General features: G+C 68.1%; 14 protein-coding genes. 2 read left to right on the top strand and 12 right to left on the bottom strand.

Annotation, left to right across the window (positions count from 1 at the left end):
* Positions 1-23: 23 nt before the first annotated feature.
* On the bottom strand, positions 24-7,628 hold the full coding sequence (locus EV699_RS12325; RefSeq protein WP_165904120.1) for a PAS domain-containing protein: 7,605 nt from the start codon (positions 7,626-7,628) through the stop codon (positions 24-26).
* A 322-nt stretch (positions 7,629-7,950) separates the two neighbouring features.
* Here EV699_RS12325 and EV699_RS12320 point away from each other — a divergent pair, with 322 nt between their 5' ends.
* Positions 7,951-8,706: a response regulator gene (locus EV699_RS12320; protein ID WP_243662654.1), complete on the top strand. Its 756-nt coding sequence runs from the start codon at positions 7,951-7,953 to the stop codon at positions 8,704-8,706.
* A gap of 144 nt (positions 8,707-8,850) precedes the next feature.
* On the opposite strand, the gene hpaI is transcribed toward EV699_RS12320, so the two are convergent.
* From hpaI to EV699_RS12290, 6 genes are all read right to left on the bottom strand, one after another.
* The gene (gene hpaI / locus EV699_RS12315) at positions 8,851-9,654 is read right to left on the bottom strand and encodes a 4-hydroxy-2-oxoheptanedioate aldolase (protein WP_132543129.1); all 804 of its coding nucleotides are present in this window, start codon (positions 9,652-9,654) and stop codon (positions 8,851-8,853) included.
* Between the two features lie 226 nt (positions 9,655-9,880).
* Positions 9,881-11,242 carry an MFS transporter gene (locus tag EV699_RS12310; protein ID WP_132543127.1) on the bottom strand — a complete coding sequence of 454 codons (1,362 nt, stop codon included), beginning with the start codon at positions 11,240-11,242 and terminating at the stop codon, positions 9,881-9,883.
* A 78-nt stretch (positions 11,243-11,320) separates the two neighbouring features.
* Positions 11,321-12,115, bottom strand: a complete 795-nt coding sequence (mhpD, locus tag EV699_RS12305) for a 2-keto-4-pentenoate hydratase (protein WP_132543125.1) — start codon at positions 12,113-12,115, stop codon at positions 11,321-11,323.
* A gap of 137 nt (positions 12,116-12,252) precedes the next feature.
* Positions 12,253-13,116, bottom strand: coding sequence for an alpha/beta fold hydrolase (locus EV699_RS12300; RefSeq protein WP_132543123.1), 864 nt, complete (start codon positions 13,114-13,116; stop codon positions 12,253-12,255).
* A gap of 37 nt (positions 13,117-13,153) precedes the next feature.
* Positions 13,154-14,104, bottom strand: a complete 951-nt coding sequence (locus EV699_RS12295) for a 3-carboxyethylcatechol 2,3-dioxygenase (protein WP_132543121.1) — start codon at positions 14,102-14,104, stop codon at positions 13,154-13,156.
* A gap of 1 nt (position 14,105) precedes the next feature.
* Positions 14,106-15,758, bottom strand: coding sequence for a bifunctional 3-(3-hydroxy-phenyl)propionate/3-hydroxycinnamic acid hydroxylase (locus EV699_RS12290; RefSeq protein ID WP_243662653.1), 1,653 nt, complete (start codon positions 15,756-15,758; stop codon positions 14,106-14,108).
* A gap of 212 nt (positions 15,759-15,970) precedes the next feature.
* On the opposite strand from EV699_RS12290, the gene EV699_RS12285 reads away from it, so the two are divergent.
* Positions 15,971-16,786 (top strand): DNA-binding transcriptional regulator, encoded by an 816-nt coding sequence (locus EV699_RS12285; RefSeq protein WP_132543116.1) that lies wholly within the window; start codon positions 15,971-15,973, stop codon positions 16,784-16,786.
* A gap of 296 nt (positions 16,787-17,082) precedes the next feature.
* Here the strand turns inward: EV699_RS12285 and EV699_RS12280 are convergent, their stop codons facing one another.
* The 5 genes from EV699_RS12280 to EV699_RS12260 form a co-directional block, all read right to left on the bottom strand.
* Positions 17,083-17,937, bottom strand: coding sequence for a hypothetical protein (locus tag EV699_RS12280; protein WP_132543114.1), 855 nt, complete (start codon positions 17,935-17,937; stop codon positions 17,083-17,085).
* Positions 17,938-18,538: 601 nt separating this feature from the next.
* A complete protein-coding gene (locus tag EV699_RS12275; protein ID WP_132543112.1) occupies positions 18,539-19,297 on the bottom strand; it encodes a hypothetical protein in 759 nt (252 codons plus the stop codon).
* A 115-nt stretch (positions 19,298-19,412) separates the two neighbouring features.
* Positions 19,413-20,360: a ComEC/Rec2 family competence protein gene (locus EV699_RS12270; RefSeq protein WP_132543110.1), complete on the bottom strand. Its 948-nt coding sequence runs from the start codon at positions 20,358-20,360 to the stop codon at positions 19,413-19,415.
* Positions 20,357-20,863 (bottom strand): hypothetical protein, encoded by a 507-nt coding sequence (locus EV699_RS12265; RefSeq protein ID WP_132543108.1) that lies wholly within the window; start codon positions 20,861-20,863, stop codon positions 20,357-20,359. Before EV699_RS12265 ends, EV699_RS12270 begins: the two co-directional genes overlap by 4 nt.
* Positions 20,864-20,971: 108 nt before the next feature.
* The gene (locus EV699_RS12260; RefSeq protein WP_132543106.1) at positions 20,972-21,280 is read right to left on the bottom strand and encodes a hypothetical protein; all 309 of its coding nucleotides are present in this window, start codon (positions 21,278-21,280) and stop codon (positions 20,972-20,974) included.
* Positions 21,281-21,499: the final 219 nt, after the last annotated feature.

Here is a 21,499-nt window from a genome sequence, read left to right as displayed (position 1 = left end):
GCGTGTGTCGGCTGTCGCGAAGCTCAGGACCGCTGCAACACGCAGGCGAGCCCGGTCGCCAGTTCGCGCGCCGACAGCGGCTTGTTCAGCACCGCGTCGGCGCCGGCGTCGCGGGCGCGCTGCACGAGCGCCGCGCCGAGGTAGCCGCTCACCAGCAGCACCGGCACCGCGGCGCGGATGCCGCGGATCTCGTGGATCAGCTGCACGCCGGACAGCCCCGGCATGCGCTCGTCGGTGATCACCGCGTCGAAGCGCCCGGGATGCGCGCGGAACGCCGCCAGCGCCGCGACGCTCGAGGTGAAGCCGACCGGCACGTAGCCGAGTCCGGCGAGCGTCTCGGTGGCGAGCCTGACCAGCGCGTCCTCGTCGTCGACGACCAGCACCCGCTCGCCGCGCCCCCGCGGCAGCGCGGGGGCGGTGTCCTCGCCGGGTTCGTCGGCGTCGCCCGCACGCGGCAGGTACACGGTGAAGGTGCTGCCGACGCCCGGCGTGCTCGCCACGTCGACCGCGCCGCCGAGGTCGGTGACGATGCCGTGCACCAGCGACAGCCCGAGCCCGGTGCCGACGCCGACCTCCCGGGTGGTGAAGAAGGGGTCGAAGATCTGCTCGAGGATGTCGCGCGGGATGCCGCTGCCGCCGTCGGCCACCTCCAGCACCACGTACTCGCCCGCCGACACGGTCGCGGTGGTCGCGATGTGCGCGGTGTCGAGGCGCACGGTGTCGAGCGCCACCCGCAGCACGCCGCCCGCGGCCATCGCGTGGACCGCGTTGGTGACCAGGTTGCTCAGCACCTGGTGCACCTGGGTCGCGTCGCCGAGCAGCGCGGCGCGCCCGGCCCGCAGGCGCGCGTCGATCGTCACCTGCGGCGGCAGCTTCGCCGCCAGCAGCTCGAGCGCCTCGTGCACCACCTGCTCGACGTGCACCGGCACGCGCTCGCCGGTGCCGCTGCGGCTGAAGGCGAGGATGCGGTCGACCAGCGCACGGCCGCGCTCGCCCGCGGTGACGATGCCGTCGATGTCGCGCCGCAGGCGGCTGCCGCGCGGCGCGTCGCGCTGCGCCATCTCGCCGAAGCCGAGGATGGCGCCGAGGATGTTGTTGAAGTCGTGGGCGATGCCGCCGGCGAGCGTGCCCATCGCCTCCAGCCGCTGCGACTGGCGCAGCTGGCGTTCGAGCTGCTCGGCGCGCTTGCGCTCGGTGACGTCGGTCCACGCGCCGTTGCAGCGCACCAGCGCGCCCGCGGCGTCGCGCGAGCACAGCCCGGTGACGTGCACCCAGCGCGTCTCGCCGCGCACCCGCAGGCGCATCTCCAGGTCGAGGCGCACGATCGCACCGGCGAAATGCGCCGCCAGCGCCCGCGCGACCTTGTCGCGGTCGTCGCCCTTCAGCGGCAGGCGCGCGGCGAAGTCCGCGGGGCTCGCGAACACGGTGTCGGCGGGCAGCCCGCAGAGGTCGAGGAAGCGCGGCGAGGCGTAGAACTCGCCGCTGGCGACGATCCAGTCGGTGTGGCCGTCGCCGGCCGCCTCCACCGCGAGCGCGTAGCGCTCCTCCGAGCGCCGCAGCGCGAGCTCGGCGAGCTTGCGCTCGGTGATGTCCGACACCGCCCCGGTCCAGCGCACCGGCGTGCCGGTGGCGTCACGCACGCACATCCCGGTGAGGTGGACCCAGCGCAGGCGCCCGTGGGGGAGCAGGCGCATCTCCAGGTCGAAGCGCTCGCTCTCGCCGGCGAAGTGCCGGGCGATCGCCGCCTCCCAGCGCGGCCGGTCCTCGGGGTGGAAGGGAAAGCGGGCGAGGAACGCCGCGCGGCCGGCGAACACCGTGCCGGGCGCGAAGCCGTACATCTCCAGCAGGCGCGGCGAGGCGAAGAAGCGGTCGCTCGGGATGATCCAGTCCCAGTAGCCCTCGCCGGTCGCCGCCATCGCCAGCGCGTAGCGCTCCTCGGAGTGCCTGAGCGCGTCTTCGGCCTGTGCGCGCTCGACGGCGATGCCGGCGAGGTGCGTGAACTGCTCGATCACCCCGCGCTGCGCCGCACCCGGGCTGCCCGGCTCGCGGAAGTAGAGCGCGAAGGTCCCGAGCACCTGGCCGTCGCGCGACAGCATCGGCGTCGACCAGCACGCGCGCAGGCCGTACGCCAGCGCCTGCGCGCGGTAAGCCTCCGGCCAGCGCGTGTCGGTGGTGAAATCGGCGGCGATCACCGGCTGCCTGCGGTAGGCCGCCGACGCGCACGGGCCGATCCCCTCGGCGATGTCGGCCAGTTCGTCGATCGCCTGCGTGTAGCGGCACGGCAGGCTCGGTGCCGCGCCGTGGCGCAGGCGGCGCCCGTCGGGGTCCACCAGCAGGATCGAGCACAGCGCCCCGGTGGCGATCTCCTCGACCAGCCGGCTCAGCGCGTCGAGCACCACCGGCAGCGCATCGCCGCGGGCGATCCGTTCGAGCAGGCGCTTCTCGCCGGCGAGCAGCGCCTCGGCCCACTTGCGGTCCTCGATGTCGGTGGTGGTCCCGTACCACTTGAGGACCGTGCCGGCGGCGTCGCAGAGCGGCACGGCGCGCAGCAGGAACCAGCGGTAGGCGCCGTCGTGGCGGCGCAGCCGCGCCTCCACCTCGCCCGGCTGCGCCGAGGCCAGCCGCGAGCGCCAGTCGCGCTCCAGGCGCGGCAGGTCGTCCGGGTGGATCGCCGCCCGCCAGCCCCAGCCGCTCGCCTGCGCCAGCGTGAGGCCGGTGTAGTCGCGCCAGCGCTGGTTGAGGAAGTCGACGTGGCCGTCCGCCCGCGAACTCCACACCAGGCCGGGGATGGTGTCGATCGCGAGCTGGAACTCGTCCTTCAGGCCCTGCAGGGCGCGGACGGCGTCCTCCAGGTCGCGCCGCGCCTGCTTCGCGGCGCTCACGTCCATCACCGCGCCGACGTACTCGAGCTCGCCGGCGGCGTCTTGCAGCGCCCGCGCGACGACGTGGACGTGCTTGACCGCGCCGTCCGGCAGCCGCAGGCGGTGTTCGAAGTCGAGATCCGCCGCCGCCGCCACCGCGCCGTCGAGCGTCCGCCGCATCGCGGGCAGGTCATCCGGGTGGCCGTGCTCGAACACCCGCTCCAGCGTCGGCGTGACGTCCGGCCGGTAGCCGACGAGGCGGAAGGTCTCCTCCGACCACACCAGCCGCCCGCTGGCGACGTGCCAGCCGAAGCTGCCGGTGCGGCTCAGCCGCTGGGCCTGCTCCAGGTAGGTCTGGCTGCGCTTCAGCGCGGCGTACAGGCGCGCGTTCTCCAGCGAGATCGCCGCCTGCGAGGCCAGCAGCTTCAGCGCCCCGGTCCGCGCCGGCGTGAACACGTGCGGCGCCAGGGCGTTTTCGAGGTACAGCACGGCGAGCAGCCGGACCTGCCTGACCAGCGGCAGGCACAGCACCGAGCGTGCGGCGCTGCGCGCGAGGTAGGGATCGTGCGGGAACGGGTGGGCCGCGGCGGCGTCGTCGAGCAGCACGGCCTCGTGCGTGCGGCACACGTAGTGGAGGATCGCCTCCGGCAGGGCGTCGGCGGTCACGCGCGCCGGCCGCAGGTCGACCGTGATGCCGCCGCGCGCGGCCACCCCCGCGGCCTCGATGCGCGGCTCGGCCTCGTCGACGAAGATCAGCAGCCCGCGCTGCGCCCCGGCGTGTTCGAGCACGACCGTCATCAGCGTCCGGAGCAGGCCGTCGAGGTCGATCTCCCCGGACACCGCCTGCGACAGGCGCACCACGCCGGCGAGGTCGATCGGGTCGGGCGGCGCGCCGGGGTGCAGCGGCACGAACCCGTCCGCGTCGCCCGGGTGCGGGCGGGCGTGTTCGAGCTGCGCGACCCTGCCCTCGGCCCCCCAGCGCCGGTAGGCCTCGCGGGCGATGCGCGCGTAGGCCTCGGCGGCGACGTCGAGGCCCCGCGCGGCGTGGAAGCGCGCGGCCCGTTCGGCCGCCAGCGCCTCGTTGTGCACCAGCCCGTGCGTGCGCGCCTCGCGCAGCGCCGCCTCGTAGAGGCGCCCGGCCTCGGCGTCGCGGCCGTCGAGCCGGGCGAGCTCGGCGCCGACCAGCGCGGCGCGCGTGGCGAAGGTCTCCGGGCAGCTCTGCGCCCAGCGCTCGATCTGCCCGAGGTGCGCGGCGAGCCGGTCGCGGTGCCCGTCGCGCGCGGCGTCGGCGGCCGCGGCGTGCGCCAGCGCGGCGTAGAAGTGGTATTCGGCAACCTCGAAGTGCCCGGGCGAGGTCCACAGCAGGCGCCCGGCGCGCGCGGCCGCCGCCAGCGCGCCGTCGACGTCGGCGGCGAGGACGCGCGCCTGCAGCGCGCGGATCCAGTACCAGCAGGTGGCGAACGCGAGCTGCGGGTCGTCCTCCAGGTGCCGCTCGAAGGCGGCGGCGTCGAAGCCCTCGTCGTCGAAGCGGCCGAAGCGTGCGGTGCGGCCGCGCAGCGTGCGGATCAGCCCGAGCTGCCCGGTGAGGATGTCGGCGACCAGGCCGAAGTGGATGCGGCGCGCGAACGCGAGCCCCGCTTCCGCCTCGCGCTCGACCGCGTCCAGCGGCTCCCCGGCGGCGAGCAGGAAGGTGATCAGCGTCTCGCAGCTGTACGCGGCGTAGCTGAGATCACCGCTCTCCAGCGCGGCGGCCGAGGCCCGCCGCACCAGCGCCAGGCAGTCGCGCAGCGGCCGCGCCCACGCGCTCACGTGCGCGCCGAAGGACAGGTAGGTGCGCGCGCGAAAGCGCGTCAGCCCGCGCTGCTCGACCAGCTCGAAGCCGAGCCGGCCGAAGCGCAGCGCCGCCGCGTAGTCGCCGAAGGTCGCCCCGAGCACCACGCCGAGCACCGCGTAGGCGTAGGTCGAGCCGTCGCTGTTGCCGTGCTGCAGGCTCAGGTTCGCCATGCGGCCGACCACCAGGCTGTGCAGGTGCTCGTCGGTGAACAGCGCCGGCGGCTGCATCGTCGTCAGCACGTCGAGCGTCGCCCGCCACACCGGGTCGGCGAGCGGTGGCAGGTCGATCAGGTCCTCGATCGCACGCTCGCCGAGCTGGCGCCACAGCAGCGCGAACTCGGCGGCGGCCTCGGCCGGCGTCGGGTGCGGCGACCAGTCGATGCCGAGGCCGCGCAGGTAGGCGAGGCAGACCTCCACCGCGCGGTCGCTGCGCCGCAGGCTGGTGTACACGCTGGTCTGCAGGCAGGCCACCGCGGCGCGGTCGACCGCGTCCGCGGCGCGCGGCGCGAGCCACGCCAGGCGCGCCTCGGCGGCGGCCAGCGCGCCGGTCAGGTACTCGCACTCGGCGAGCAGGAATTCGAGCGCGAACGCCAGCGGGTAGTGATCGCGCCAGCTTGCCTCGTCGAGCAGCGCCCGGCCGGCGGCGAGGTAGTTCAGCGCCGAGGCGTAGGCCGTCGCCGCGCGTGCGCGCCGCCCCGCGGCGAGGTCGAGCCCGGCGACCGCGAGGCGCTCGGCGCGCCTGCGGATCAACCCGGCGCCGCGGCCGAACTGGTTGACGATCTCGAACACCGCGTCGTCGACGGCCTCGGGCGCGGTGCGCGCGAGCAGCCGGCGGCCGATGCGCAGGTGCTCGGCCGGGCGCTGCGCCGCCGGGATCAGCGCGTAGGCCGCCTCCTGGACGCGGTCGTGGACGAAGCCGTAGCCGCCGCCGTCCTCGCGGTGGACGAGCCCGGCGCGCACCGCCGGCCACAGCGCGGCGTGGACCCCGGCCTCGGTGGCGTCGTGCGCGACGGCGAGTGTCGCCACCCGCACCCGCCCGCCCAGGCAGGCGAAGCGCTGCAGCAGCGCCTGCGTCGCCGCCGGCAGCCCCTTGAGGCGCCCGACCACCAGTTCGATGACGTTGTCGGTGCAGCCCTTGGCGCGGATGCGCCGCAGGTCCCAGCGCCACGCCGCCGTCGCCGGGTCGAAGGTGAGCAGGCGCTCGTCGGCCAGCGCGGTGAGGAACTGCGTCGTGAAGAAGGGGTTGCCGCCGGTGCGCTCGCGCAGCAGGCGCGCCAGCGCGCCGACCTGGCGGACGTCGGCGCGCAGCGCATCGGCCGCGAGCGCGGCGAGCTCGGCGGTGCCGAGCGGCGTCAGCGCGATCTCGCGCACCGGCGCGCCGCCGTCGCGCAGCCGGCCGAGCGTCGCCCGCAGCGGATGCGCCGGCCCCACCTCGTTGTCGCGGTACGCGGCGAGCAGCAGCAGGTGCCCGGCGGCCGGCTCGCCGGCGAGGTGCTCGAGCAGGTCGAGGGTCGCGCGGTCGAGCCACTGCAGGTCGTCGAGGAACAGCACCAGCGGGCGCCCGGGGCGCGTGAACACGCCGAGGAAGCGGGTGACGACCATGTGCAGGCGGTGCTGCGCCTCGTGCGCCGGCAGCTCGGGCACCGGCGGCTGCGCGCCGATGATCAGTTCGAGCTCCGGCACCAGCTCCGTCAGCAGCCGGCCGTGCGCGCCCAGTGCCTGCGCGATGGCCTCGCGCCAGCGGGCGAGCTCCGCCTCGGGGTAGCCGAGCAGCGTGCGCACCAGCGCCTGGAAGGCCTGCGCCGGCGTCGCGTAGGGAATGTCGCGCCTGAACTGGTCGAACTTGCCGCCCGCGACCTGCGCGCGCGCGGCGAGCGCCCGGTGCAGCGCCTCGATCAGGCACGACTTGCCGATGCCCGAATACCCCGACAGCAGCACGAGTTCCGGCCGGCCCGCGGCGGCGACGCGCCCGAACGCCGCGACCAGCTCGCCCAGCACCTCGTCGCGCCCGTACAGCCGGTCGGGGATCGCCAGGCGCTCCGGCCGGTCGTGCCGGGCGAGCTCGAAGGCGCCGATCCGCCGCTGCGCCTCCCAGCCCGCCTGGCAGGTCCTGAGATCGGCCTCGACCCCCGCGGCGCTGCGGTAGCGCCGCTCCGCATCCTTGGCGAGCAGCTTCATGACGATCGCCGCGAGCGGCGCCGGCACCCCGGCGGTGCGCTCGTCGGGCAGCAGCGGCTGCTGCGCGAGGTGGCAGTGGACCCACTCGATCGGGTCGGCGGCGGTGAACGGCAGCACGCCGGTGAGCAGTTGGTAGAGCGTCACGCCGAGCGCGTACAGATCGCTGCGCGCATCGGGCAGGCGGTTGAGGCGCCCGGTCTGCTCCGGCGCCATGTAGGCGAAGCTGCCCGCCAGGGCGGCGGGCGGCGGCGCGTCGGGCGCGCGCGGCAGGCGGAGCGCGAGGCCGAAGCCGGTGAGCCAGGCGGCCCCGGTGCCCACGTCGACGAGCACGTTGGCCGGGCGCACGTCGAGGTGGACGAGCCCGCGCTCGTGCACGCGGGCGAGCGCCCCCGCCAGGCCGACGGCGACGCGCAGGAAGGCCCCGATCGTCCAGGGTTGCCCGACGAGCCCCGCGAGCGGCTCGCCGCCGGGGTCGGCGAGCAGCAGTCCGCGCGGCCGGTCGTCCGGCGCGAGCCACAGCGGGCACGCCGCCCACTCCGGCGCCAGCAGGTCGCGCAGCGCGTACTCGCGCGCGAGCCGCGCGAGGCTCTCGGCGGACGGCGGGTCTCCGGCCGGTGCGAGCCACAGCAGCGCGCGCCCGGCGTGGCGGCGCGACAGCACGCCGTCGCCGTCGCGCCGCAGCACCCGCCAGCCATCACCCGCCGGGTCCGCGACGCCGGGAACGCCGGCCTCCGGGGAGGGGTCCGGCGTGTTCACGATGCGCGGCCCGGCGCACCGGCGGGCACCGCCGGCGGCATCACGCGCGTGAAGGGTCTTGGCAGCACCTCGCGTACCTCCCGTGTGGGGCCGATGCGACGACCGCGCCGCCCTCCCGGGCGAGGATAGGGCCCCGCCCGCCTCGGCCGCACGCCCCGGGCGACAGGCGGCCCGCGCCGATCGCCCCCTGGCGGTGATTCCGGCCGCGGCGGCCGACCGCGCGCATGTGGCAATCGACACACGCCGGGCGTCGGCTGCGACATTCACCCGACACCGGCGCGTGCTAGCGTCGCTCGACGAAACGCCTTCCCGGAGCCTCCTCATGGAAACGAGCCACAGCCTGCCGATGCCGGTGGCGTCGACGGCACACATCCTCGTCGTCGACGACGACCCCTCGATCCGCCAGATGGTCGCCGACTACCTCAGCGACAACGAGTTGCAGGTGACCGCCCTCGCGACGGGGCGCGAGATCGCCCAGGTGCTGTCGCGCGAGACGATCGACCTGCTCGTCCTCGACCTGCGCCTGCCCGGCGAGGACGGCCTGCAGATCGCGCGCCGGCTGCGCGAGGATTCCGACCTGCCGATCATCATCCTGACCGCGCGCAAGGACGAGGCCGACCGCGTGATGGGCCTCGAACTCGGCGCCGACGACTACCTGACCAAGCCCTTCTCGCCGCGCGAACTGCTGGCGCGCATCCGGGCGCTGCTGCGCCGCTCGCGCACGCACGCGACGGTGGCCGAGGGCCTGGCGAAGATTCGCGCCTACCGCTTCTGCGGCTGGGAACTCAACGCCCGCCTGCGCCGGCTGAAGAACCCCGGCGGCGAGACCGTCGAGCTGACCAACAGCCAGTTCAACCTGCTGGTCGCCTTCCTCGCCGCCCCGCAGCGCGTGCTGTCACGCGACCAGTTGCTGCAGATGTCGCGCCTGCACGACGACGAGGTCTACGACCGCTCGATCGACACCCAGGTCGGGCGCCTGCGCAGGAAACTCGTCTTCGGCCCGGCCCCCGTGCCGCTCATCCGCACCGAACGCGGCGCCGGCTACGTCTTCACGCAGCCCGTGGAGGCCGTGCATTGACGCAGCGGCCCCGATGCGCGGGGCGCACCGGGGCCGTCGAACAGGCCGTGACACCGCATGGCCGGGATGCCCGGCAGGGATGGCGGACCGGCGGCGGAGGCGCTTGGGCGGCCACCGCCTGCCCGTCCACGAACGAGGGGTTCGTCAGTAGGCGCCGCTCGGCGGGAGCGCCTCGGGGCCGCCCCGGTACAAGGCCAGGTTGTCCGCCATGGCCCGGCAGAGCAGCACGGTGTCCACGGCCACGGCGGCGAAGTTGGCGCCGCAGTCCATGTAGGGGCGGGCGAAGGACTCATGCGTCGCCAGCATGCCGGCCGCCTTGCCGAGTTCGCGAATGCGCCTGATGGCGCGGCTCACGGCGTCGCGCACCTCGGGATGCCCCGCATTCCCCGGGTACCCCAGGGAAGCCGACAGATCGGCGGCCCCGATGAAGACCCCGTCGACACCGTCCACCCGGGTGATCTCGTCCAGGTTTTCCAGTCCCCGGCGGGTTTCGACCTGCACCAGCAGGCAGAGGCCGGCTTCGGCGTCGTGCTCGTAGTTCGGGATCTGTCCCCAGCGCGAAGCCCGGGCGATCATGGCGCCGACGCCGCGGATACCGTTGGGCGGATAGCGCATCGCACGGACGATGTCGCGGGCCTGCTCCGCCGTATCCACCATCGGCACCAGCAGGGTCCGGGCGCCGATGTCGAGCAACTGCTTGATCAGCGCGGGGTCGTCGTTCACCGGCCGGACCACCGGATGGCACGGGTAGGCCGCGACCGCCTGCAACTGGGCGAGGATGGTCGGGACGTCGTTGGGTGCGTGCTCGCCGTCGATCAGCAGCCAGTCGTAGCCGGCCGTGGCGGCGATCTCGGCACTGTAGGGGTTGGCCATGGACAGCCAGAGCCCGAGCTGGGTCTGCCCGGCCAGCAGGGCTTCTTTGAAAGGGTTGTGCAGTCGCGGGTCCACGGGATTCGGTCTCCAAGATCAAGGGTCATGCCATGGGCGCCGTAATGGCCGATGCAGCAGGTCGATGGGGGGCGATTCTCGATCGCTATCCGGCCTCCCCCATCGCCTCACCCGCTTTGCCTGCGATGAGCGGAGCATCGCAGGCAAGGGGTGGTCATCAGGCCTCACCGCGCCGACCTGTAGCGTCATCGGTTCTGCGATTCGGCGGGTGCGTCCCGTCGCCGCATCATGCCGTTCCGGCCGTTCCACTGGACGGCAGGCCGTCTGCAGCCGCTTCCGGGTCCTCGCTGTAACCGCGGTAGGACCCGTCGAGCAGCAGGGTCGCGATACCGGCGACGATCAGCAGTCCGGCGAAGAACTGGTAGACGGTGTCGGGCGCCCAGCCGGCCTTCAGCAGGTAGCCGGTGAAGATCGGCGCGATGATCGCGGCCGCCCTGCCGAAGCCGATCATCAGCCCGACGCCGGTGCCGCGCACCGCGGCCGGGTAGATCGTCGGGCTGATCGCGTAGAAGGCCGCGAGGCCGCCGTTGGCGAACATGCCCACGGCCACCGCCAGTACCAGCCCCAGCCCCGCATTCGCGAAGTTGTTGGCGAACAGGGTGAACGACACCGCGCCGCAGAACATCAACAGCACCGTCACCAGGCGCGGCCGGAACCGCAGGCACAGCGCCGCGAAGGCCAGCGCCCCGAGCACGCCGCCGACCGCGATCAGCACCCCCGCCCGGACACCGAGCCCGGCATTACCGGTCGCGTCGGCGATCAGCTTCGGCGTCCAGGTGTTGGCGAAGTAGAACGACACGATCAGGAAGGCGAAACCGATCCACAGGAACACGGTGCGCCGCAGCAGGGCACCGCTGAAGATGGCCCGCGCGCCGGCCTTGGCGATGGCCGCGCTCCGCGGCTGCGGCAACTCCGCTGCCGGCGCATAGCCAAGCTTCGCCGCGATGCGGTTGTACGCCTCGAGCGCCCCGCGCGGCCGCCGTTCGACCAGGTACTCGATCGACTCGGGCAGGGCGACCAGCGCCACCACGGCCATGATCGCGGTGCAGATGCCGCCGAAGAAGAACGGCGCGCGCCAGCCCCATTCGGCGATCAGCAGCCCGGTCACGGCGCCGCCCAGCGCCACCCCGGCCGGGAAGCCGATGCCGTAGATGCCCATGACGGTGCCGCGCCGCTGGTCGGAGCTGAGTTCGGCGACGATGACGTTCAGGCTCGCCACGATCCCGCCCATCCACAGCCCGGAGAAAGCCCGCAGCGCCATCATCTGCGGCACGCTCTGCGCCATCCCGGCCAGGCACATGCCGACGACGATCAGCACCAGGCAGATCAGGATGTGCTTGCGCCGCCCGATGCGGTCGGCGAACGGCGAGATGAAGATCGCCCCCGCCGCCATGCCGAAGACGCCGGCGCTGAGCAGGTAGCCGATCTCCACGGGCCCGATGTTCCAGTCCTTCGACAGGTAGGGCGCGACGAAGGCCACCACCAGGATTTCGTAGCCGTCGATCATCGTGATGATCAGGCAGATCGCGATGGCAACGATCTGGAATGCCTTCATCGGCTGGGTATGTATCGCCTCACGGACGTCCATTTTCGGTCTCCTCCGGTTTTGATTTGCAATTGGCGTTCGAGCGCCTGATGGATGGGGTCGGATCGAAAACGGCGCCCGCTAGGCGGCGGCGCCGAACACCGCCGCGACGGTGCCGAGGCCGGCGATGCGGGCCTCGAAGGTGTCGCCGGGGCGGACGGCGACCATCGGGCCGAGTGCGCCGGTGAGCACCACGTCGCCGGCGCGCAGCGGGTCCTCCAGGCTCGCCATGCGCCGGGCCAGCCAGACCGCGGCGTTCAGGGGGTGCCCCAGGCAGGCGCGGCCGCGACCGCTGGAGACGGTTTCGCCGGCGCGCTGCAGCCCCATCTCGCAGTCCTTCAGGTCCAGGCCGTTAAGGCGCCGCGGCGTCCCGCCCAGCACGAACAGCCCGCTGGAGGCGTTGTCGGCGACGGTGTCGGTGAAGCGGATGTCCCAGTCGCGGATCCGGCTGTCGACGATCTCCAGTGCGGGCAGCGCGTAGGCGGTGGCGCGCACCACGTCGGCCAGCGTGCAATCGGGCCGGTCGAGATCCCGCTCCAGCACCAGGGCGACCTCGGCCTCGACCTTGGGCTGGATCAGCCGCCCGGCCGGAATCTCCTCGCCGTCGCCGAAGCACATGTCGGCGAACAGGGTGCCGAAATCGGGCTGGTCCACGCCGAGCTGGCGCTGCACCGCCGTGCTGGTCAGGCCGATCTTGCGACCGACCACCCGGTGGCCCTGGTGGCGCCGGTGCTCGACGTTGAGCTTCTGCACCGCATAGGCGGCGTCGGGACCCGCGCCGGCCAGCCATTCGCGGACGGGGTCGATGGGGACACCGGTCGCCGCGGCTTCGCGCAGCCTGAGGGCGATCGTCTGAAGGTTCTCGTGTGCGTTCAAGGTGCTCTCTCCTGCGGTCGGGAAACGACTCTTGGTTTGGGCACGCGCCGTCCGGGCAGGCGGAGCCGGCGCTCCGCCCGGGCATGGCGCGATCAGGCGTTCTGGTTGAGCGCGAGGGATACGCCCCCTCGCCGGGCTCAGTGCGTGAGGAAATCCAGCACCATGCGGTTGAACTTGTCGGCGTGTTCCCACTGCGCCCAGTGACCGCAGCGGTTGAAGACGTGCAGCTCGGAGTTCGGAAGTCCCGCGACCAGCCGCAGGCCGGTATCCATCGGCACGAAGCGGTCCTGACGCCCCCAGATCACCAGCGTCTCGGCATTGATTTCGCCCAGGCGCGGGCTGAAGTCCGGGAACTGCTTCGGGTTCGCCTGGAGGCTTTTGACGAAGTTCTCCAGGTGATCGCGACGCGCCAGCATGTTGTCCAGGCGCGCCTGGAACAGCTCTTCGGTCAGGTCGCCGGTATCGAAGACGAAGATCTCCATCATCGCCTTGAGGTTCTCGATGGTCGGCTCGCGGTAGAGCCCCTGCAGGCGCTTGATGCCCTCGGTCGGCATCGGCGTGAACAGGCTGGCGCCACCGGTACCGCCGCCCATCAGCACCAGCTTGCCGACCCGCTGCGGATAGCGCAGCGCGAAGGCGACGGCGCTGTGGCCCCCCATCGAATTACCGAGGATGTGCGCCTTCTCGATACCGAGCGCATCGAGCAGGCCCTTGAGCACGATGGCATTGAGATCGGAGCGCGAGCCGTCGCAGACGATCGAATCGCTTTTGCTCCAGCCCGGGCAGTCCATCAGGATGACGCGGAAGCCCGCTGCGACCAGCGGCTCGATGTTGCGGTTGAAGTTGGCCCAGCCGCTGGCGCCGGGGCCGGAGCCGTGCAGCATCACGACGGTTTCATCGCCCTGGCCGCAGTCGTTGTAGTGAATCAGCAGGTCGAGCTCGCCTGCGTTGATGCGGGCGAACTGGCTGGTCGAGGCTTCGGTAATGGTCGGGGCGGTCATGGAATGATTCCTGCGCAGATTGAGTTTTGTGATCGTTTCAGGCGGCCGTCGCCGGCTCGGCGGCGAGGCTGCCGAAGCCGCAGATCCACTCCGGAATCGGCCGGTAAAAGCCGTCGCACGCCCGATAGGGGCCGAAGGCCGAGAGCGCCGCGAAGGCCGCCACCCAGGTCTTGACCTCGTGGGTCGACTTGCCGGCCAGTGCCGACAGTTCGTCGTTGCCGATGGCGTCGAGGTCCTGCAGGCGCCCTTCCGCCAGCGTCGCCATGAACCGGCGATCCCACTCGGGGTTGAGCGGGTGCAGCGAGTGCGGGTCCTCGACGAAGACGCGGGCGGCGTCGATGACGCGGCGGGTACGGGCGGCACGCTCGTCCGGCGGCAGGTGGCGGCCGCTGCCCTTGAGGCGGTCGGCCATGTGCGCGTTGGCAGTGGCCAGTTCCGGCACCGGCGGCTGGTGCGACAGGCCGCCGGAGCCGATCAGCAGCACGCGCTGGTCGAGGCCGCGGGCGAAGCGCCCGACCGCCTCGCCGAGCAGGCGCGCCCGCTGGAAGCTCGGCAACGGCCTGGCGACGCCGTTGACGAACACCGGGATCACCGGCTTGCGGTCGATGCCGCCGAGCAGGTACTCGAGCGGCTGGGCGAAGCCGTGATCGACCTGCATCGCGTACGACACCGCCACGTCGACGCCCGACGCCAGCACGCTCCCGGCACAGGCCTCGGCCAGTGCTTCCGGCACGTCCAGGTCACCGGCCTGGGTGCCGAAGTCGCCGATCGCATGGGCCGCGGTGCCGATGCAGAAGGACGGCATGACGTCGTAGAAGAAGCCGTTGTAATGATCCGGCGCGAACAGGATCACCAGCTCCGGGTCGAAGCGCTCGATGCGCGCCCGGGCCGCGGCGATGGCGCCGTCCACTGCGGACAGCACCGCCTGCTCGGGATCGACCTCGCCGACCAGCGGCGTATGGGAAAGGCACTGCAGCAGCGCGCTCATCTCAGGCCGCCTCGCCCACGGTGGACACGCGACCGCCGGCCGCCGACCCGCGCGCACCGAGCACCTTGCCGAGCTGGCCGCAGACGGCACCCAGGGTCTGCGGGATCGCCAGGGCGGCGACGAAGCGGTCCGGACGCAGGATGACGACCGAGGCCGGATGGTTGCCGAACCACTCCTTCAGGCGGCCGTCGGCATCGCCGATGCGGATCACGCCGTCCGGCGCGACCGTGCCGGCGTCGAGCTGCACCGACGGCAGCGCCTGGATGAAGCAGGCACCCAGCGCCTTCCACGTCGCCACCTGTTCGGCACTCAGGCCCCAGGTCGGATCGGTGCCCCAGGCGATGACGGCGAAGCGGTTGCCGATGGCGTCGTCGAGCAGGACCTTGCGGCCGTCCTCGGTCAGCACCTTCGGCTGGATGAACATCCGGCCCACCGGCGAGCGCTTGAGCGCAGGCTCCGCCGCCACCAGGGCGCCCCGGGTGTACTGCGGCATCGGCTTGAAGCGCATCTCCAGGAAGTAGCGCTTGACCGGCGGCACGTAGTTGAGCAGCCAGGAGATGCCGTCGCGCACCGTGCCCATCCAGCGCTTCGGCGGCGCCAGCACGTGGCCGGCCGTCACCGACAGGTCGATCATCGCCCTGGCGTGGTCGCGGCGCTCCAGCTCGTAGGTATCCAGCAGCGACGGATCCGCCAGGCCCTTGACCACCATCGCCAGCTTCCAGGCCAGGTTGTTGGCGTCACGGATGCCGCTGTTGTAACCCTGCCCCTGCCACACCGGCATGATATGGGCGGCGTCGCCGGCCAGCAGGATGTTGTCGACGCGGAAGCGGCCGGCCAGGCGGGCGTTGTGGGTGTAGACGCGCTGGCGGATCAGCTCGACGCGATCGGGGTTCGGCAGCACCTTGGCGAGCAGCTTGCGCATGTTCTCGGGCTTGCTCAGTTCCGCCTCGGTCTCGCCCGGCATCACCATGAACTCGAAACGGCGGATGCCGTGGGGCAGCGCCGCGGAAACGTAGGGGCGCACCGGGTCGCAGCACATGTAGATGTTCGGCGTGCCGAGCGGGTCGTTGGCGATGTCGATGACGATCCACTGGTTCGGCGCGGTCTTGCCGTCGAACGGCACGTCCAGCGTGCGGCGCACGAAGCTGTTGCCGCCGTCGCAGGCCACCAGGTAACGCGAGCGGACGGTTTCGACCGGCGCATCGCCCTTTTTCATGTGCAGCACGACGCCGGACGGCTCCTGGCTGAAATCCGTGACTTCGCGGGAGAACAGCACGCGGACGTTGTCGAAACGCTGCAGCCCCTCGAACAGCACGCGGTCGACCTGCGGCTGAATGAAGGCATTGCGCCGCGCCCAGCCGAATTCATCGGTCTTCGGCTCGATCGACGCGAAGCAGCGGCCTTTCGGCGTCAGGAAACGCATCCAGTGATTCGGCGTGGTATGGGGCAGCACCTTGTCGATGAGGCCGACGGACTGCAGCACGCGCAGGGATTCGTCGTCGATGCCGATGGCACGGGGGTAATCGATCAACTGATCCAGTTTCTCGATCACCAGTACGTCGACACCGCACTGCCCCAGATAATTGGCAATGGTCAGCCCGACGGGACCGGCGCCGAGAATCACGACATCAGCGTGGTGATCGGAAGAGGTCATGTTTGAAACCGTTGTCGCCATTGTTCGTTCCTCCACTGGTTTTGGTGTGCGGCTATACTAGGTAGCCACCCATGGAACCGGCAAAGGAAACCCTTCGAGGTGTGCACTTGGTGCACACCTTTGTTTTTACTAAAATTTATTTACATGACACGAATCTGAAGCAGGCTCTGACCGAGTGATGCGTTGATGTGCCCGGCGGCGGAGGACGCGCAATGAAGAATGAACCTGGCGCCGAATACAAAATGGTCCGGGGATTGATTCGCGGCCTGGATGTTCTGCAAACGCTCAACCGCAGCGACGGCGGTGGCGCCTCGATCGCTTACATCAGCGAGAAGACGGGACTGCATCGCACCACCATTCGCCGACTGCTGGAATCACTGCAGAGCGAAGGCTACGTGCGGCGCAGCGATTCCGATGACAGTTACCGGCTCTGCATCAAAGTCCGCGAACTCAGCGAAGGCTTCAAGGACGAGCAATGGATTTCGCAACTGGTGGCGCCCCTGCTCGGCGATTTGCTGCAAAAGGTCGTGTGGCCGACGGACCTCTGCACCCTGGATGTCGACGCGATGGTGATTCGCGAAACCACGCACCGCTTCAGCCGTTTGTCCTTCCATCGCTCGATGGTGGGTCGACGCCTGCCAATGCTGTTCACGGCGACCGGGCGCGCCTATCTCGCCAACTGCGAGGAACAGGAACGGCAGCAGATACTCCGCCTGCTGGCGACCAGGGACGACGAACAGGCGCGAATGGCGCGCGATGCCCCGCTCGTCGACAACCTGTTGCGGAAAGTGCGCCACCTCGGCTACGGCTTCAATTACGGCGATTGGGAGCCCGAGAAAAAGATCGGCGCAATCGCGCTGCCGGTGCGGCGCGGGCAAAGCGTCATCGCCTGCCTGAATCTCGTCTACATCGCCAAGGCGATGCCCGTCGAGGTGGCCGCCCAGCGCTACCTGCCGGCGATGAAGGACGTGGTCGCCAGGATCGAACAGGCGCTGATGCCGACGCCCTTCGAGGATGCCGCCGGGTAATGAACCGGGTAATGGAGCCCCCGCCCCCTCCCCGCGGGACAGGGCTTGCAGCGCCAGGCAATGGCAGCGTCAGCGCGATGAGGCGTTTCGCATCGTTTCGACGCAGCGCCTGTCGAAAGGCACCGGCTCACGAGCGTCCCGCGCGGGGGTGATGCGTGCCGGGTTTCACCTCGTTCGGCCCGGCGAGCGGCGTTTTCAGGAAACGGCCTTCCCTTACGCCGCTCGTACATCGGGCCGGCTGCCGGGCATCCCGGCCTTTTCCCTGGCAGCCGGCGGGCGCCTGCCCGTGCCCGCCCTCACTTCCCCGGCGCCTTGGGCGTGGGCCGGGCCTTCAGTTCAGCGGTTCCGCTCGCGGGGTCGAAGTCGAGCTTGGTGCCCGTCTTCTTCAACTGGTCGACGCCGAGGATGTCGATCTTCGGGATCACCATCACCGCGAGGTCGCAGGTGACCGATTCGGTGCCCTTGCCGTCCTCCGTGGTGCGCTTGAACACCATGGCGCCGCCCTTGACCATCTTGATCTTCGCCTTGCCCTTGCCCGTCTGCGCGTCGATGTCCCCGGCCGGTTCCAGCTTGGCCCCCGCCTTGGTCATCTTTTCCAGGTTTTCCTCCGAGATCGCGGACAGCGAGGCCCCCGTGTCGATCAGGTATTCCTTTTTCTCCAGGGCCTTGCCGTCGCTGGTCACGAAGGCACCGGTGGTGAAGGGATTACCTGACCGGCCCAGATAGGTCTTCCCGTCGCTGTCCACCAGCTTCTTCGCATCGTCCTGCGTGACCGGCAGCACGAGGACCGGCAACTGCGGTTCCTCCTCGTCCTGCAGGGCGATGTTGGAGTCGATCGGGATCTGCCCGACGGGAATCAGCACGAACGGGCTGTCCGGGCTGAACTGCACGGCCTGCGCCACCGCCTCGCCATCGGCGTCGGCGGCGTAGGTGGCGAAGCCGCTGGCCTGGCCTTCGTCCATGGCCACGGCGATCGCCTTGCCCGGGTGAACCCTCGTCAGGTCGGCCCGGTGCCGCTGGACGTACTCGTCCGCCAGGATCCAGCGTTCCGCCGCGTCGGGGCTCAGGAGCCCCTTGGACGCGGCATCGCGTGCCGTCTCGGCGATCGGCACGGAGAAATCGGTCAGCTTGCGAATCCCACCCTTTGCCATGGCGCCTCTCCTTTCCGTATCCGGCATTCATGCCTGGAAGATACGGGATCGTCGCCAAACCCCGAGCCGACGCTCTGTCGGCCCTCCCGAACACACCTGCAACGCCCGCTCAAGCACCCAAAAACTAGAATCTGATCAGTGATTTGACAAGGCTGCGCCGGGGAGTCCCGGCGTATGCGGTGCGGACCGCATTTGCAGACAGGTACGGGGAAGACACCCTCACGTCGTTGGGCATGCCTGATTGCAGCGAAGCTGCGATGGACCTGCGCCAATCCTGGGCAGCCTCCGGCCGGGCAGCGTGATCGAGATCAGGGTTTGGGTTCGGGGGTGGGGGCCATTCGGCGTCGTGGAGTGCCCGCGCAGGTTGCGGCGAGGGGGTGCTGGTGAGAACAAGCGCGGGCGCGACGCCGATCACGAGCGCAACCACTGTAGGTTGGGCTGAATGAAATGAAGCCCAACGTTTACCGCGGCCACGCCGGAAGATCGTAAACCGATGCGCTATTTTGATGCCGTTGGCGTCATCGGTTGCTTCACTGGCAGTTTTGCCGAGTGCGAACGTGAGCGGTAAATAAAACGTTGGGCTTCGCAGGCTCAGCCCAACCTACGAGTTCCCGAAGATACGAACGAGGTGGCGCATAAAGCAGGAAGTAATCTCGAAGACGAAATCCACCTCTTGCTCTACAACGGCGGCATCATGTTTGACGTATGTGTTCTGGTACTTGGCGTAATACTCGATCAGCTTCACAAACATGTTTGCCAATTCTGGCGAGCCCTCTTTGTCCTTGATGAACGCGCCCAACGGCTGAAGTTGGTTTTCCAAGGACTTATGGTTTCCAAGGAGATCGTGAAGCAACGTTTCCAGGGCGAGGCGTAGATCGTCTAGGACGTTTCTGTCGAAGACGCCGTGCTCACGTTTCTGCTGTGCGCCGTTGTATAGATCAAGTGACTTTGGGAATGCACTTAGCCAGTGACGGGTTTCTTCAATCAGGGCATGGTTGATATCGGATGCCGATGCGTCGCCACTAAAGCGCCCATAGCGAGTGAACAACTGCACTTTGAGTTTGTTCGCCTCGGCAGCGTTGAACTGCTGAATTACCTTGTGATCGCATAACTCCCGAATGATCTTGTACCGCCACTTTGACGGGAATGCCATTATGCTTTCGTAGAGGGCGGTGCGCTTGTTGATGCCCATACGGCCTGTGAAGGGATAAGACGCGTATGGGATATCGACATTCGCATCTATGGCATAGGCGGAACAAACGCGCACTATCTCACCGCCGCTAATGCCCTTGCTTGTGTCGCCTAGGATGGCTGCGGCGTGTCTAACAAAGACGGCGGGAAGTTCGTCGAGCTCAGACATGCGAGTTACTCAGGTGGCTAACATTTGAGCTCAGGTGCGTTTGAGGCGACGACGGTTTTTGCGGTAGCAAAAATCGGCGGCGGATCAAACGTCACCTGCAGCGATTTGTTAGCACTCAATGCCTCGGCCCTCTATTGTGCTTTGTTCTACGATCCCTCAGCGTATCCGCATTATTTTGCAAGTAACGGCTCTTACGGGCATGCCCAACGTAGTGACTTGATACCTCTGTGCTACCAGCCTTGAGATTCACTACCTCAAACCGGCCCGTGTGCCTATCAAGCGAGTTGACGATCACATCTCCAGTCTTGGTCGTGAATAACTTGACATCATGCTTGTCAAGTAGCTCGCGCATTTCTGGCTTCGGGTGATTGAATTGGTTTCCGTAATTTGACGTTGCTATTGCTAGCGTAGGTCTTACTGCTTTCAGAAAAGCAGATGTCGTGAAGCCATTGTCCGCACCATGATGGGCCATGATCATCACATCAACTTCAGAGTTGATCGTGCGGGCCCTTCTCAGATATGACGATATTTGCGTCGATTCAACGTCGCCCAAGCTCAGCACATTGAAGCTACCGCTCCGAAATTGTTTTACCGTCGAATTGTTGTTGGCGTTATCGGAGTCTATTTCCTTCGGCCAGTAGATGATGTTGTTATAGCCGTAGTTAGACGCCGCATCGAGACTTTCAATGTACTCAGGAGTTACCGCTACAATCTTTGCTCTAGCCCTGTTCTTTTTGAAGCTTTCGATGATTCCCAAGCTTTCTTTGCCGCAGTCCGTGTGCGGGGCATAGCCTGGATGCTCTACTTTTTGCGGATTAAATTCCTCAAGTATCTTTTCTAGCTGTTTAGGCGAACAGTGGTCTTGATCCCAAGAGGTGATATGCAGGGTCGTAATCTGATCCAGCCCACAAATCCTCAACTCTTGCTTGATGCTGTCTTCGTTTCCATCGCAATACCGGCCTTCGATCAGAACGAAACGACTCCCGCTGGCGTAAGAAAAAGAAGAACCCGCGGCATCTAGTTGATAGGCGCGAAACCTGGTTCTCACAGACTGAATGGTCATGATTCAGCATCTCCGCCTTGCTTGTTTAGAGCGACTCTCTTCGTGATGTATTGAGTCTGTTTGCGAAAGGCAAAGCTAAACAAAACAAGAAGTGCGGCCAAAAGTACGTAGTGGCTAACAGCCCCGAATGCTGACCATCGCGTGACCGCCTCTGTCCAAGCACCTGTGCCGAGAAGACATATCACCAAAGCAACAACGCTTCTGTAGGAGTTGCTTGTCTCCAACAATTGCCCGATGAACTTGTCGGTATTGGACGCGGCGACGTAGTCACCGTAGTCCGCGTAGGTAACAAATCCTGATTTTGACATCAGCGGCTCGACTACAACGGAACTGACCCTTGAGATCACCATCCCACAAAAGTAGTAAAGGAAAGCGGCAACAACCAGGTCTTCTGGGACCAGGGATAGGCCGAAAAGCTTGGTAGCAACAAAGCAGTACACCACCCCAGGAAAGAGGTTCGTAAAGATGTTGTAAGCTGACAGCTTGTCGATAACTTTGTCCATAATTCCGGTCATTTCCCAAGGCTCGATTTTGAGTGCTAACGTTTGAGTTCAGCGGACGGCAAAAGCGCAGCTTTTGACGGTCCGCTGGAACGAATTGTTATATCGTTGTCAATATGAATCAATGACTCGTTTGTACGCTGAGTCTTTTCCGAGGCCTGGAATTTGTGCATCAGTTGAGCCAACGATTTTTTGCAGAGCCTGCAGGGATATCTGATTTGTTGTTCTTCCGGAAAGATAGTTCGCAAGATTCTTGAAATTTGGCGCACATGAACGCAAGGCAACACGAGAGGAGAACTCTCTGTCGAGTAATAGCTGCACAAATTCCTTGATTTCGCTTTCACCAAACTTCTCAATCAACGAATCGTAATACGGTTCAGCCATTCCTGAAATGCCGTATCCATTACCGATCTTGGTCATTACGATGGTTTTTACGTATGACTTGCGAACGGCATCAGGAATTTGCCCTGCCGATGATATATAAGAGGCTAGGGCTCTGGCGTGGGCTGGTTCGTTGTAGAAATTGTTAAACGCGTTGTGCGCGTTACTGATCTCTGCTTAGCTTTTTAATAAACTATGGTTATCAAAAGAACCGCCGGAGGTTGATAGCCATGTCATCGCAGACAGCGGATGGATTTG

Origin of the sequence: Plasticicumulans lactativorans (genome assembly GCF_004341245.1) — a bacterium.
Classification (GTDB): Bacteria; Pseudomonadota; Gammaproteobacteria; order Competibacterales; family Competibacteraceae; genus Plasticicumulans_A; species Plasticicumulans_A lactativorans.
This window is presented reverse-complemented; position numbering and strand designations above follow the sequence as displayed.

Bases quoted from the DNA above. Each gene is read 5' to 3' on its own strand.
- EV699_RS12290 (WP_243662653.1), bottom strand. From the start codon at position 15,758: ATGACCTCTTCCGATCACCACGCTGATGTCGTGATTCTCGGCGCCGGT.
- EV699_RS12275 (WP_132543112.1), bottom strand. From the start codon at position 19,297: ATGTCTGAGCTCGACGAACTTCCCGCCGTCTTTGTTAGACACGCCGCA.
- EV699_RS12265 (WP_132543108.1), bottom strand. From the start codon at position 20,863: ATGGACAAAGTTATCGACAAGCTGTCAGCTTACAACATCTTTACGAAC.
- EV699_RS12320 (WP_243662654.1), top strand. From the start codon at position 7,951: ATGGAAACGAGCCACAGCCTGCCGATGCCGGTGGCGTCGACGGCACAC.
- EV699_RS12310 (WP_132543127.1), bottom strand. From the start codon at position 11,242: ATGGACGTCCGTGAGGCGATACATACCCAGCCGATGAAGGCATTCCAG.
- EV699_RS12300 (WP_132543123.1), bottom strand. From the start codon at position 13,116: ATGACCGCCCCGACCATTACCGAAGCCTCGACCAGCCAGTTCGCCCGC.
- EV699_RS12285 (WP_132543116.1), top strand. From the start codon at position 15,971: ATGAAGAATGAACCTGGCGCCGAATACAAAATGGTCCGGGGATTGATT.
- EV699_RS12295 (WP_132543121.1), bottom strand. From the start codon at position 14,104: ATGAGCGCGCTGCTGCAGTGCCTTTCCCATACGCCGCTGGTCGGCGAG.
- EV699_RS12270 (WP_132543110.1), bottom strand. From the start codon at position 20,360: ATGACCATTCAGTCTGTGAGAACCAGGTTTCGCGCCTATCAACTAGAT.
- EV699_RS12260 (WP_132543106.1), bottom strand. From the start codon at position 21,280: ATGACCAAGATCGGTAATGGATACGGCATTTCAGGAATGGCTGAACCG.
- EV699_RS12280 (WP_132543114.1), bottom strand. From the start codon at position 17,937: ATGGCAAAGGGTGGGATTCGCAAGCTGACCGATTTCTCCGTGCCGATC.